12 protein-coding genes are annotated in these 12,754 nt (G+C 70.1%); 7 read left to right on the plus strand and 5 right to left on the minus strand.

Annotation, left to right across the window (positions count from 1 at the left end; genetic code table 11):
• The first annotated feature begins 265 nt into the window (after positions 1 to 265).
• The 4 genes from G401_RS0122115 to G401_RS0122130 all read left to right on the plus strand — a co-directional run bounded on the left by G401_RS0122115 (position 266) and on the right by G401_RS0122130 (position 3,569).
• Positions 266 to 1,177 carry a GNAT family N-acetyltransferase gene (locus tag G401_RS0122115; protein WP_027344213.1) on the plus strand — a complete coding sequence of 304 codons (912 nt, stop codon included), beginning with the start codon at positions 266 to 268 and terminating at the stop codon, positions 1,175 to 1,177.
• Between the two features lie 62 nt (positions 1,178 to 1,239).
• Positions 1,240 to 1,734: a hypothetical protein gene (locus G401_RS47525; protein ID WP_034592654.1), complete on the plus strand. Its 495-nt coding sequence runs from the start codon at positions 1,240 to 1,242 to the stop codon at positions 1,732 to 1,734.
• 91 nt (positions 1,735 to 1,825) lie between these two features.
• Positions 1,826 to 2,185, plus strand: coding sequence for a PadR family transcriptional regulator (locus G401_RS0122125; protein ID WP_027344214.1), 360 nt, complete (start codon positions 1,826 to 1,828; stop codon positions 2,183 to 2,185).
• 13 nt (positions 2,186 to 2,198) lie between these two features.
• Positions 2,199 to 3,569 (plus strand): permease prefix domain 1-containing protein, encoded by a 1,371-nt coding sequence (locus G401_RS0122130; protein ID WP_027344215.1) that lies wholly within the window; start codon positions 2,199 to 2,201, stop codon positions 3,567 to 3,569.
• Positions 3,570 to 3,902: 333 nt separating this feature from the next.
• Here G401_RS0122130 and G401_RS53135 read toward each other — a convergent pair whose 3' ends face one another.
• Positions 3,903 to 4,796: a hypothetical protein gene (locus tag G401_RS53135; protein ID WP_157546107.1), complete on the minus strand. Its 894-nt coding sequence runs from the start codon at positions 4,794 to 4,796 to the stop codon at positions 3,903 to 3,905.
• Between the two features lie 106 nt (positions 4,797 to 4,902).
• On the opposite strand from G401_RS53135, the gene G401_RS0122145 reads away from it, so the two are divergent.
• On the plus strand, positions 4,903 to 6,294 hold the full coding sequence (locus G401_RS0122145) for a glycoside hydrolase family 6 protein (RefSeq protein ID WP_027344217.1): 1,392 nt from the start codon (positions 4,903 to 4,905) through the stop codon (positions 6,292 to 6,294).
• Positions 6,295 to 6,344: 50 nt separating this feature from the next.
• Here G401_RS0122145 and G401_RS47535 read toward each other — a convergent pair whose 3' ends face one another.
• From G401_RS47535 to G401_RS0122160, 3 genes are all read right to left on the minus strand, one after another.
• A complete protein-coding gene (locus tag G401_RS47535; RefSeq protein ID WP_051366985.1) occupies positions 6,345 to 8,438 on the minus strand; it encodes a transglycosylase domain-containing protein in 2,094 nt (697 codons plus the stop codon).
• Between the two features lie 191 nt (positions 8,439 to 8,629).
• Positions 8,630 to 9,472: a hypothetical protein gene (locus G401_RS56045; RefSeq protein ID WP_157546110.1), complete on the minus strand. Its 843-nt coding sequence runs from the start codon at positions 9,470 to 9,472 to the stop codon at positions 8,630 to 8,632.
• Positions 9,473 to 9,516: 44 nt separating this feature from the next.
• The gene (locus tag G401_RS0122160) at positions 9,517 to 10,023 is read right to left on the minus strand and encodes a GNAT family N-acetyltransferase (protein ID WP_027344219.1); all 507 of its coding nucleotides are present in this window, start codon (positions 10,021 to 10,023) and stop codon (positions 9,517 to 9,519) included.
• A gap of 54 nt (positions 10,024 to 10,077) precedes the next feature.
• Between G401_RS0122160 and G401_RS0122165 the strand changes: the two genes are divergently transcribed.
• Positions 10,078 to 10,671: an AAA family ATPase gene (locus G401_RS0122165; protein ID WP_245601807.1), complete on the plus strand. Its 594-nt coding sequence runs from the start codon at positions 10,078 to 10,080 to the stop codon at positions 10,669 to 10,671.
• Between the two features lie 189 nt (positions 10,672 to 10,860).
• Positions 10,861 to 12,348 (plus strand): MFS transporter, encoded by a 1,488-nt coding sequence (locus tag G401_RS0122170; protein WP_027344221.1) that lies wholly within the window; start codon positions 10,861 to 10,863, stop codon positions 12,346 to 12,348.
• A 35-nt stretch (positions 12,349 to 12,383) separates the two neighbouring features.
• On the opposite strand, the gene G401_RS0122175 is transcribed toward G401_RS0122170, so the two are convergent.
• Complete coding sequence (locus tag G401_RS0122175) at positions 12,384 to 12,737, minus strand: ArsR/SmtB family transcription factor (RefSeq protein WP_027344222.1); 354 nt, start codon at positions 12,735 to 12,737, stop codon at positions 12,384 to 12,386.
• Between the last annotated feature and the right edge of the window lie 17 nt (positions 12,738 to 12,754).

Raw genomic sequence — 12,754 nt, forward strand, 5'->3', positions numbered from 1 at the left:
TCTCGTGAGGGGTCGGCGGCACACGGGCGCCCAGGGGTGCTCGACACCCGCGGCCGGCTGACTCATCCGTGTCGATACGCGGATGAGTGCGCTCACGATACGCCCGACGACGACCGCAGCGGAAGCCCTGGAATCGACTGATTTCCCTGCTGAAAACAATGGAGGTCTTACTTCATGTAGGACAATCGCCGTACGCTCGCCGAGCCCGGGCGGCGGACCCGAAATCCTGTTGGCCCGCAGCACCTCCCTGGCTAACCTGCGTGGCATGAGCACCTACCCCGCCGGCGGCCTGACCTTGGAATTCCTGGCCGATCCGACCGCGTTCCTCGCCGCGGCCGGTGAGCACCTGGCCGCCGAACCGGTTCTCAGCACGGTCGTCACCACCGTCGCCCGGCGCTCGGTCACCCGTGTCGAACAGGGCGTACCGTTGCCGGAGCGCGATTGGTGGCTGGTCGTCCGCGACGCCCGCGGGACGATCGTCGGCGCCGGTATGCGTACCGCGCCGTTCGTGCCCTATCCGATGTTCCTGCTGCCGATGCCCGACGAGGCCGCGGTCGGCCTGGCCCGCGCACTCCACGAGCGCGGCGAGGAGACCCTCGGCGTCAACGGCGCGCTGCCCGCGGTGCGGCTGTGCGCCGCCGAACTGGCCCGCCTCGACGGCGGCAAGGTCGAGGTGCAGGTCCACACACGACTGTTCGAGCTCGGCGACCTGGTCCCGCCCGCGCCCGTCCCCGGCGAGCTGCGCCAGGTACGACCGGACCAGGTCGACCTGGTGCAGAGCTGGCTCGAAGCGTTCCACCACGACGCCGACGAGCAGGCCGGGCGGCCGACCGATGCCGCATCCGACGAAATGCCCGACCGCGACGAGACGGCCCGCCGTATCGAGTCCGGCAACCTGTGGTTCTGGGTCGACGCGGCCGGCGTACCCGTGCACGTCACCGGCGTGACGACACCGGCCTTCGGCGTCGCCCGGATCGGCCCGGTCTACACGCCCCCGGCCCAGCGGGGCAACGGCTGGGCGAGCGCCGCCGTCGCGGAGGCGTCCCGCCGCCTGCAAGCGGACGGGGTCCGGGCCTGCCTGTTCACGGACCAGGCGAACCCGACGTCGAACAAGATCTACACGGCGCTCGGCTACCGTCCCGTCGTCGACATGGCCAACCTGCGCATCGCCTCCTGACCGTCACGTGCGTCGAGGTACTCTCGCGCGACCCGCTCTCCTGACGACGGATCGAGGACGTCATGGGTTATGACCTGCAGGCGGTCATCGCGCCGGCGGCGCTGCTGCGCAGCGTGGCCGACCCGGCGGCGGGCATGCATGTCGTCGACCTCTCCCAGGGCTTCGCGCTGATGCCGATGACGGCGGAGTTCCACGACCGCGTGACGGTCCTGGACGGCGACAGTCTCGGGTTCTGGCTCCTGCCCGGCGACTTCGGCGCCACGCTCGCCGACTGGTCCCGGCAAGGCCCGGTGATCTACGCCGAGGCGGACTACTTCGGCGGCGTCGGTTCGCAGTCCGCCGCCGTCTGGCGGGACGGCACGCTCGGCTTCGGCCCAGTGCACGTCCCCGTCGGTGAAGACTTCCCGCCGGAGGGGTCGCCGATCTCCCGCGCCCTGCGGTACGCGGGCGTGGACGCCACCGGACACCACGACGAGTTCGAGGCCGTCGGCCTCCGCCGGCACCGGGACAACACGGCCTGGCTGGAAGAGGTCGGCGTCCTGCCGCCGGAGGACTGACCTTGCCCCGGATCACGTTTTCACCGGGGGGATGACACGACCCCATACCTAGAACTACTATGTATCGCAGTTCTAGGGTTAGGCGGCTCCCGTGCACATCACGAAAGATCTGGTCGCGGCCTCGGCCACCCCGCTCGTCCTCGGCATCCTCGCCGACGGCGAGAGCTACGGCTACGCGATCCTCAAGCAGGTCAACGAGCTTTCCGGCGGGCACCTGGAGTGGACCGACGGCCTGCTCTACCCGCTCCTGCACCGGCTGGAACGGCTAGGGCACGTCGAGTCCACCTGGCACAGCCCGCCCGGCGAACGCCGGCGCAAGTACTACCGCATCACCGACCAAGGCCAGGCCGAGCTCGCCGAGCACCGCCGCCAGTGGACCGCGGTCGTCGACGCGCTGCGCGGGGTCTGGAGTTCCGGCCCCGCACTGCGACCGATCCCCACACTGGCATGAAAGGCGTGACCCGATGACCGTGGAGAGCGGCAACGATCTGGAGGCCCAGATCGCCGAGTGGCGCGCGTACGTGCACCGGCGGCAGGAGCTGCGGCAGCCGGACGCGGACGAGCTGGAAGACCACCTGCGCGGCCGGATCGACGATCTGGTGGCGGCCGGGCTGCAACCGGACGAAGCCTTCCTCATCGCCGTCAAACGGATGGGCGCGCTCGACGAACTGTCCCGCGAATTCGCCCGCGAACACTCCGACCGGCTCTGGAAGCAGCTCGTCCTCTCCGGCGACACCACCACCCCCAGCGGTACGCGTTCCCGCCGCGACATCGCGATCATGGTGGCCTTCGCCGTGGCGGCCGCGGTGGCGTTCAAGATCCCCGCCCTGTTCGGGCTCGACTGGACCAAGGGCGACGGCGACTTCTACGCCCGCAACCTCGGGCTGTTCGCGTTCGCCCCGCTCACCGCGTACCTGGCGTACCGGCGGCGGGTCAGCACGAAGACGATCGGCGTACTCGCGGCCGTGTTCGTGGTCGGCGCCGTGGCGGTCAACGCGTACCCGATGAAGTCTGATGGACAGACCTTGTGGCTGGCGGCGATCCATCTGCCGATAGTGCTGCTGCTCGCGGCGGGCGTCGCCTATACGGGCGGTGACTGGCGCAACCAGCAGCGGCGGATGGACTTCATCCGGTTCATCGGCGAAGGCTTGATCTACTACGTGCTGCTCGCCCTCGGCGGCGGCGTGCTCGTCGCCTTCACCGGCGGGACCTTCGCGGCGATCGGCCTGGAGGCCGGGCCGGTCCTCTTCACCTGGGTGGTGCCGTGCGGCGCGATGGCGGCGGTCGTGGTCGCCGCCTGGCTGGTCGAGGCCAAGCAGGCGGTGATCGAGAACATGGCGCCGGTCCTGACGAAGGTCTTCACGCCGCTGTTCACCGCGGCGCTGCTGGCGCTGCTCGTCGGGATCATCTGGACCTCCAACGGCCTGCAGGTCGAGCGTGAAGTGCTGATCCTGTTCGACCTGCTCCTCGTCGTGATCCTCGGCCTCCTCCTGTACGCGATCTCCGCCCGCGACAGCCTCGCGCCGCCCGGGATCTTCGACAAGCTGCAACTGGCGCTGGTCGGGACGGCGTTGATCGTCGACCTGGTGGTACTGGTGACGATCATCGGGCGGATCAGCGAGTTCGGGCTGACGGCCAACAAGACGGCGGCGCTCGGGGAGAACCTGGTACTGCTGGCCAACTTGGGATGGGCGGCTTGGCTGCTGCTGAGGTTCATCCGGCGGCGCAACGGGTTCGGGGCGTTGGAGCTGTGGCAGACGCGGTACCTCGGAGTGTTCGGGGTGTGGGCGGCGGTTGTGGTGTTGGCCTTTCCGCCGATCTTCAACTTCGCCTGACGGCTCTCGGGTGGCGCGGTTGGTGTCGCGCCACCCGAGGCCGGCGTTCCACGGCGGCTTCCGCCCGGTCAGGTCGGTACCGAGGGCTCACCCGCGGGACAGGATCCGGTTGATGGCGATCGGCACGGGCCGGTCGAGATCGGCCGAGCGTTCGCGGCACCATTGCCGGCCGCTGGGCGTCATGGATCCCCAGGAGTCGCGAAGATACCGCCGGATCAGCCAAGGCCGGAGAACCGCCGGCAGTTCCTCGGGGTACGGGATGCGGTGGCAGGTGTCGGCGATCATCTCGATGCGCCGCCTCGTCTCCGCGTCGTCGCCCTCGGGTGACCGGCGTCAGTCAAGGGGCGTCAGCAGTCCCTCCAGCACGACGACGCCCGAACCGAAGCGCGTGTCGAAGTCCTGCTGCAGGCTCTCCTTCGCGACGTAGACCCCCACCGTGACGACACCGGAGATGGGCTCGGTGCCGCTGGTGACGACGCCGGGCTCCTTGGTGAGCTCGTCCTGGATCCGGCGCAGTTCCGCCTCGGTGTGCCGGGCCGGCGAGACGCACAGCGCGCCGCCCCAGATCTTGCGGAGGTCCGCTTCGTGCCGGGCGAGATCCTTCGTGTACCGGACGTTGAGCACCATCCGCCGCGGATCGTTGTGCGGTGTCAGGTCGAGGGCCGCGGCGGGCTCGTCGATCCACAGGCCGCCGAAGTCCTTGTCGGCGTTCGCCTTCGCCACGACGTCGTTGAAGGTGGCGTCGGTGGCGCGGGCGGCGTCGACCGGCTTCCAGCCGCCGGCGGGCGCGGGGCACGGCGTCGTGGACTTCACCTGACCGTCCGGAGTGGACGTCGGCTCGTCAGGCGTACGCGGAGGCTGCGTCAGCGTGAAGGTCTTGCCGTCGAACGTGCCGACGAGGACGTAGGAGCCCCACTTCGACTTCACCGCCGACTCGTACTTGACGCCGTCCCAGTGCCAGCCGGCCACGTCCGGGCCGCCGCACTGGGGCGGATAGGAGTCGGCCATCGTCGTGCACAGCTGCGGGCCGTGCTGCGCGTTCTCCAGCACCGCGGCGGTGACCTGGAAACGGCCGGTGTAGCCGTCGGGTACGAGGTGCGCCGGCGACACCGTGGGCGCAGGTGCCGGTACGGCGGTGTCGCCGCCGGCCCGTCCGGCGCAACCGGCCACGAGGAGGACGGCGATCAGAGCAAGACCACGCTTCATGCCCGGTACGACTCCAGGCATGAGCAGACGGTTCCCGGGGTTCCCGGCGCCCGCACTGGATCGACAATCTTGACATTGCCGAGGCCGGGCGGCATCCTCCTGGAAACGTTTCCGACCTGGAGGTGCCATGCAACGCCCCCGTACGCTCCGCACCGCGCTGGCCCTGGCCGCCGCGAGCGCCCTGGTCCTGCTCCCGGCGACACCGGCCGCGGCCTCGACCGAGGTCGTCGTCAACGGCACGTTCGCCAACGGGACCGCCGGCTGGTGGAACTCGGCCAACACCGCCGTGTCCGTCGACACCGGACGGTTGAAGGCGGTCGTCACCGGCGGGACGGCGAACCCGTGGGACGCCCAGGTCGGGCAGAGCAGCGTACCGCTGCAGAGCGGGGTGGCCTACGTGCTCTCGTTCGACGCGTCGGCCTCGGCGGCGGTCACCGCGCGTACGGTCGTGCAGCTCGGCGCGTCCCCCTACACGGGCACGCTCAACCAGGCCATCGCGCTCACCACCACGGCCAAGCACTTCAGTTTCGCGTTCACCTCGACCCTCACCACCACCGCCGGCCAGGTGCTGTTCCAGCTCGGCGGCGGCTCGGGCTACACGTTCTATGTGGACAATGTGTCGCTGCTGGCCGGTCCCAACCCGATCGGCCTCACCAGCGGCTTCTACGTCGACCCGAACTCCAACCCCGCCACCTGGGTCGCGGCCAACCCGGCCGACTCGCGCGCCGCCACCATCCAGGCCGGCATCGCGAGCAAGCCCATGGCCCGCTGGTTCGGCAACTGGAGCGGCGACATCACCACCGCCGTCGCCGGCTTCGTCGGCGCCGCGGACACCGCCGACAAACTGCCGATCCTGGTCGCGTACAACATTCCGGGCCGGGACGCCTGCGGTGGGCAGTCCGGCGGCGGCGCCGGGTCGGTCGCCGCGTACAAGACCTGGATCGCCGCGTTCGCCAACGCCATCGGCAACCGCCCGGCGATCGTCGTCCTCGAACCCGACGCCCTCGGCGACTTCAGCTGCATGGACACCGCGGCCATCGCGGCCCGCAACGACATGCTCGTGTACGCGACGCAGCAGTTCCGCGACCACGCCACCAACACGTGGGCGTACCTCGACGGCGGCAACGCCGGCTGGGTGGCGGCCGACACGATGGCCCAGCGGCTGTACGCGGCCGGCGTCGGCAACGTGCGCGGCTTCTCGCTCAACGTCTCGAACTACTACACGACCGCCGAGACGACCACGTACGGCAACTCCGTCAACAGCAGCCTGCAGACGCGGTACGCGTACACGAAGCCCTATGTCATCGACACGAGCCGCAACGGCAACGGCGGCAACGGGCAGTGGTGCAACCCGGCGGGCCGCAAGCTCGGCGCGGTGAGCCAGGTCGGCGGCGGCGCCGAACTGCTGCTGTGGGTGAAGGTGCCCGGGGACTCCGACGGGCAGTGCGGGATCGCGCCGACGGTGCCGGCGGGGACGTTCAGCGCGGACCTCGCGGTGCACCTCATCACCGGAGTCTGACCGGACCTCCCAGGGGCCGGCCGCGCGGGTACGCGGCCGGCCCCCGAGCGTTACCGGGCGACCCCGTTCGCGCCGGGGAAGTCGTCGCGGCCGACGTGCGCGGGGTCGGCGAGCTTCTCCGGCGCCATACCCTTCGCCTCGCTGTACGCCGACACGAAACCCGACCAGATCCGGTACGGCGCACCGTTTCCGGTGACCGCCCCGCCTCCGACGGGGTCGACGACGCCCACCGATCCGGCCGCGTTGCCGGTCCAGACGGCCACGGTGAGCTGCCGGGTGAACCCGACCGTCCACGCGTCGGAGTTGAGCGCGGCGTCGTCGGTGGCGGTCCAGGATCCCGTCTGCACGGCGATCGGGCGGCCGTGCGCGGCGGCCTGGAACCCGTGCGCCTGCGCGGTCTGCCCCATGGCGTAGGTGACGTCGTCGGCGACCTGGCGGCGGACCGCCTGTACCGGCCGGAGCCGCTCGCCGGCGCCGGGGACGATCCTGAACTCGCCGGTCACCGTGTCCTTCCGCTCGACCTTGAACACGAAGTGCGGCGCGTTGTACCGGCCGCCGTTCGCGATCGTCGCCACGCCCGCGGCGTTGTCCAGCACGGTGACCGGATACGCGCCATAGCCCACGGGACGGTCGAACGGCGCGCGCGCCGTGTCGTCCTGCGCCGAGCCTGAGCCGAGCATCTCGCGGCCCTCGGCCGTCCACATTCTGGTGATGCCGGCTCGCTGGGCGGTCTTCACGATCGTGCCCGGGCCGATCTGGCGGGCCACCCAGTAGAACGGCACGTTGTAGCCGGCGGTGAAGCTCTCCTGGAGACTGCAGTAGTCGGCGCAGGGAGCGGCGGTGCTGTTGCCGATCTTCGCGCCTTCCTCGGTGGTGAAGGCCGCGCCCCGCCAGCGGGACTTCAGGGAGGCGCCGGACTCCAGCGCCGCGGCGAGGGAGTAGACCTCCATGGTCGCTCCGGCGGGATGCCCGCCGAACGAACCCTTCGGGCCGCCGACGTTGAGGCCGGCGACGTCCGTACCCGTGCCGTCCAACCCGCCGTAGTACGCCAGGACCCGGCCGGTTGCGTTGTCGAGGACGACCCCGGCGGCCTGCAGGTCCTGGCCTACCGCCGCTTTCCGGCCGGCGAGCTGCGAGCCGGGCAGATCAGGCCGGGATTGCGTCTCCAGCAGCGCCTGCGCCTGCGGGTCGATCGACGTGGTGATCCGGTAGCCGCCGGTCCGCAGTTCGTCGGGGGAGATGCCCTGCGCCGCCAGCTCCGCGAACACGTAGTTCAGGACGTTGCCGGTCGCCTTGCCGGCTGGCGTACCCGGCTCGATCTTGATACCCCACTGAGCGGCCGAGGACACCGTGGCGGCGTCGCGTACCTGCGGGAGCTGGAGCTGGTCGCGTTCGGCGGCGGTGAGCCAGCCTTTGTCCACCATGGAGTCGAGTACATAGGTCCACCGCGCTTTGGCCTCCGCGGGATGGGCCTGCGGATCGTAGATGCTCGGCCCGGCCTGATCGCCATAGGGCGCCTTGATGATGCCGCCGAGCACGGCCGCCTCCGCGACGGTCAGGTCCCTCGCGCTCTTGCCGAAGTAGGCTTCCGCCGCCTTCTCCACACCGACCGCGCCCCGGCCGAATTCGACCAGGTTGAGGAAGAAGCCGAGGATCTCCAGTTTCGTGTACTTGTCCTCCAGCTTCCGGGCCAGGATTACCTCGCGCAGCTTGACGCTGTTCGAGTCGTCCGAAGCCTGCGTCGCCAGCCGGATGTACTCCCGCGTGAGCGTCGACGCCGTCGCGGAGCCCTCGAAGAAGTCCTTGTCCTCACCGGCGATCAGCGCCTGGCGTACCTTCTCGGGCAGGATGTCCATCGGGATCACCGACCGGTTCTCGGTGCCGAGCTGCGCCAGCTGCGTCGTCCCGTCGGCCGCGAAGATCGTCGTCACCTGCGGGACCGGCAGGCTCTCCGGCAGAAGCTCGTCGATGCTGTCGACGTACAGGGTCCCCGCGACCGCTCCCCCGGCGAGGAGCACCACCAGCACCGTCAACGCCACCAGCAGGGTCTTGCGCCTGCTGCGCCGTTTCCGCGTACGCACCGGGTGGGACTCGAGCACGTCCGCGTCGGGCGCGGGCTGATTGTTGTCGGCATCGGACGTCATGCGTCATCCCGTTCTGTCAGGGGCGGGGTACCGCCGCCGCAGAGGGTCGTATCGCCCTCGTATCGATATGGCCGAGCCTGTGCACCCCCGGGATTCTGCCGCAGAGTCCGCCGCGCCGCCGCCCCATAGGTCCGTCCACATCGGTGATGACGCTTCGGCAGGACGCCGACGTTACGTCCGTTCCCACCTGTTCACAGCGCGCCTGGAAGCTCCGACGCGACCGCCGGGAACAGCCGAGCCTCGCTCAGGATTCTCGGCACATCCAAGCTCAGCAGTTCCGCTGCGGAATAGCGGTCGAGAAGCCGCGTACACCAGCGGTCTCCGGCGTAGTACCCACAGCGCTGCGGCAGACCACCGGAACCGCTCGGGTTCCCGCTGAAGAAACGCTCCCCCGCGGCTTCCGGCTGGTCGAGTGCCGCCGTAAGACCGTCGACGATCGCCGGCCAAGCCCGCTCACACGCCGCCGGCCAGTCTTCGCCTTCGGCCCCCAGCCCGAGGTACGCGAGATCGGGCAGCCCTGCCGCGTACCGCCGGGACAAGGCGGTGGCGATGCCCTCGGCGAACAGCCACGTACCGACCCGCAGATCGCGTTCCAGATCGAGTCTTCCGAGATGAGCCACGTGTACGAGTTCGTGACTGATCAGCACGCGGTCGACCGGCGCGGCAGGCAGCGACTCCAGCGCCACGAAGAGTGCCGCCCGGCCACGGAACGAAGTCGTCCAGGCGTTGGATGTGCCGTAGCCGACCAGCAGGACCGCCGCCGGATCCGCGTCCGGAAGGAGGCGGTCGGCGTACAGGCGGCCCGCGACCTCGCCGATGAGGTCACGGGCGCGGCCTTCCGCCTGAGCGATCCGCTCCAGCACCTCGCCGGCCCGCTCGACGCCGCGGTGCCGGAGCGCCGGATCACCCGCGGCGCGGTGATACACCTCGAAGACGTCCGGGTACGCGGCCTCGTAGCCGTCCACCCAGTCCGCCTCGGTACGCGGCCCCGAGGCCCAGCGGCGAAACGCGTCTACAGTGGATACGACGGGCACGATGCGACACTACCCTGCCGGATCGAACCGCCCGGATCACATGGTCAGCGGAGGTCGCGGCGCATCGCCGTACGCGGCCAGCGGTCGAGTCCCAGCGCGATCTCTCGATCCCGGATCACCCGCAGCCCGGGAGTCAGCTCGTCGTCGCCGATCCGGTGGAATCCGTGCCGCTCGTAGTACGGCGCGTTCCAGGGCACGTCGACGAAGGTGGTCAGGGTCAACGCCGGCAGGGCGTCGGCGACCGCCCGCGCAGCGACCGCGGCCAGCAGCGCCGCCCCGAACCCCCGCCGTCCGTGCGACGGGAGGACCGAGATCTGCTCGATGTGCAGGCAGCCGTCGACCGGCTCGGCGATCAGGTAGCCGACGGCCGTTCCCGCCGCCGTGGCCGCCCACGCGTACCCCTCGGCCTGATGGCGGGCCAGCACCTCCAACGGAAGTGCCTCGTAGCCGGCGATCTCAGGCATGCCGATGTCCACGAACAACCGGCCGGCCTCGACCTCGATCTCCCGAAAGACGGGCAGGTCAGTCGCGTACGCGAGCCGAATCTCCATGGGCGCATGGTAGTCGGACCGCGTACGCCTGCCGGACTGTCGAAGAATGAGACAGTGAACGACATACAGGCGGATCCGGCACCCACCCTGTTCTTGATGGTCGGCCTTCCCGGGTCCGGGAAGACCGTGCGAGCGCGGGAGCTGGCGGCCGAGCGCGGCGCCCTGCGGCTCACCGCCGACGACTGGGCGCTCTCCATACTCGGCCGGGAAGACCGGCACCAGGCCCGGCCTGGCGGCATGCGGTGGCTGCTGGAGGGCCGGCTCATCGCGCTGGCCGTCGACGCCCTGCGCCTGCGGCTCAGCGTCGTTCTTGACTTCGGACTCTGGTCGCGCGACGAACGCTCCGCCCTGCGCTGGATCGCCGCGTCAGTGGGAGCGTCGTGTGAAATCGTGTACCTGCCGGTGGAACGCGAGGTGCAGTGGAGCCGGATTCAGCACCGCTGGAAACACACGCCGGAGCAGACTTTCCCCATGGCCGAGGCGGAGCTCGACCCCTGGAGAGAGCAGTTCGAGGTCCCCGGCGCGGACGAGCTCTCCGGTTCGTCTCCGCCTTCTCCGCCGCCCGGAGATGAGAGCTGGTTTGACTGGGCGCAACGTTTCTGGCCCTCTCTCGCTCAAGGCTTAAACGGGCGACTCCCCGAGAGATAACCCGCTGTCGCGGAGATGGTCATCGGCCTGGGCGCACCGACCCACGTAATCCGACTTGAGGCCCGTATCCCGATTCCATCTCGCGGGACGGAAACCGGAAAACGGGGCAGGTATCTCCGTCTGGCCATCGATCGACCGGCGGGCCGAGAAGAATCATCTGTCTGCCTGCCGGGCGTTGGGAGGAAACCCATGGACACCACGACACAGGCCACTGCGGCCGGCGTACCACTGTCGGAGTATCCGCGTCGCTGGCTGGCGCTGGCGGTGATCGCCATGGCGCAGCTCATGGTCATCCTCGACGCCACGATCGTCAATGTCGCGCTGCCGCAGGCCCAGGCCGACCTGGGGATCAGCGACCCGGACCGGCAGTGGGTGGTGACCGCCTACACATTGACCTTCGGCGGGTTCCTGCTGCTCGGCGGGCGCATCGCGGACTACTGGGGCCGCAAGCGGACCTTCATGGCCGGCGCGCTGGGCTTCGCCCTGGCGTCCGGCCTCGGCGGTCTGGCGCAGCACGGCGCCACCCTCTTCGCCGCGCGCGCCCTGCAGGGTGCGTTCGGCGCGCTGCTCGCGCCGGCCAGCCTCGCCCTGCTCACCGTGCTCTTCACCGAGGTACGCGAGCGGGCGAAGGCGTTCGCCGTCTACGGCGCCATCGCCGGCGGCGGGGCGGCGGTGGGCCTGCTGCTCGGCGGCATCCTGACCGAGTACGCGAACTGGCGCTGGTGCCTGCTCGTCAACATCCCGATCGCGCTGATCGCCATGTTCGCGGCCGTGAGCCTGGTACCGGAGAGCAAGGCGCACGGCAACACGAGCTTCGACGTCCCCGGGGCGATCGTCGTGACGCTCGGCCTCGCCTCGGTCGTCTACGGCTTCACGAAGGCCGCCACCGACGGCTGGCATGCCCCGGTGACGCTCGGCTTCCTCCTCGGCGGTCTGCTCCTCGTGGCCGTCTTCGTCCTGTTGCAGACACGCGTACGCAATCCGTTGCTGCCGCTGCGGATCGTCCTGGACCGCAACCGCGGTGGGGCGTACCTCGGCAGCCTGCTCACCGGGGCCGGACTCTTCGGCTCGTTCCTGTTCATGACCTTCTACTTCCAGCGCACCCTGGGCTACTCGCCGATGCGGGCGGGCCTGTCGGCGCTGCCGGTGAGCGGCGGCGTCTTCATAGCCGCCGCCGCGGCGAGCCAGCTCGTGCCGAAGATCGGCCCGAAGCCCATCATGGTGACCGGAGGCGTCCTCGCGACCGGCGCGCTGCTGTGGCTGACCCAGATCGGCCTGTACACCAGCTACTGGACACACGTCCTGCCCGCGCAGATCGTGCTCGGCATCGGCCTCGGGGCGATCTTCGTGCCGCTGTCGAGCCTCGCGCTCATCGGTGTCGCCGACCACGACGCGGGCGCGGCGAGCGCCACCCTCAACGCGACCCAGCAGGTCGGCGGCTCGCTCGGCACCGCTCTGCTCAATACGCTCTTCATCTCGGCGGTCACCGCGTACGCGACGTCGCACGCGCGCAGCATGCCCGATCCGCGCCAGCTGCAGGCCGAGGCGGCCGTGCACGGTTACACGGTCGCCTTCTTCTGGTCCGCCGTCCTGCTCGCGGTCGCAACAGTGATCATGGCCGTGCTGGTGAAGGCCCACAAACGCGACCTGCCCGCCCAAGGCGCCGGTCCGACGTGATGTCCGGCTGTATGCGGGCTTGGGGGCACTCTGCGTCATGCAGTTGAGGCGGACGCTTTCTCGGCGGCACGGGCAGGTTCGCGTTCGCGGAGCATGTTCAGCAATCCGGGAAAGCGCTGATCCACGTCGCCGTAACGCAGCGTCATCAGCCGGCGGATGCCGTCGACGCGCGTACGGATCAGGCCGGCGTCGCGCAGCACCTTGATGTGGTGCGACAGCGTCGACTTCCCGATGGTGACGCCGGTGTTCTTGAGGATGTCGCTGCCGCACGTCCAGTCCCCGGCGGTGTCGAGGGCGCGCACGAGCGTGAGCCGCACCGGGTCGGCGAGCGCGCTGAGGACGACGTCGATCGTCACGGTCTCGATGGCGGGTTCGATCACCTCGGTCACGAGACGAAGCCTAGCCG

It is taken from the genome of Hamadaea tsunoensis DSM 44101, from assembly GCF_000428945.1.
Taxonomy (GTDB): Bacteria; Actinomycetota; Actinomycetes; order Mycobacteriales; family Micromonosporaceae; genus Hamadaea; species Hamadaea tsunoensis.

Coding starts and splice junctions, on each gene's coding strand:
- G401_RS0122115 (WP_027344213.1), top strand. CDS start 266: ATGAGCACCTACCCCGCCGGCGGCCTGACCTTGGAATTCCTGGCCGAT.
- G401_RS47525 (WP_034592654.1), top strand. CDS start 1,240: ATGGGTTATGACCTGCAGGCGGTCATCGCGCCGGCGGCGCTGCTGCGC.
- G401_RS0122130 (WP_027344215.1), top strand. CDS start 2,199: ATGACCGTGGAGAGCGGCAACGATCTGGAGGCCCAGATCGCCGAGTGG.
- G401_RS53135 (WP_157546107.1), bottom strand. CDS start 4,796: ATGCCTGGAGTCGTACCGGGCATGAAGCGTGGTCTTGCTCTGATCGCC.
- G401_RS0122145 (WP_027344217.1), top strand. CDS start 4,903: ATGCAACGCCCCCGTACGCTCCGCACCGCGCTGGCCCTGGCCGCCGCG.
- G401_RS47535 (WP_051366985.1), bottom strand. CDS start 8,438: ATGACGTCCGATGCCGACAACAATCAGCCCGCGCCCGACGCGGACGTG.
- G401_RS0122160 (WP_027344219.1), bottom strand. CDS start 10,023: ATGGAGATTCGGCTCGCGTACGCGACTGACCTGCCCGTCTTTCGGGAG.
- G401_RS0122170 (WP_027344221.1), top strand. CDS start 10,861: ATGGACACCACGACACAGGCCACTGCGGCCGGCGTACCACTGTCGGAG.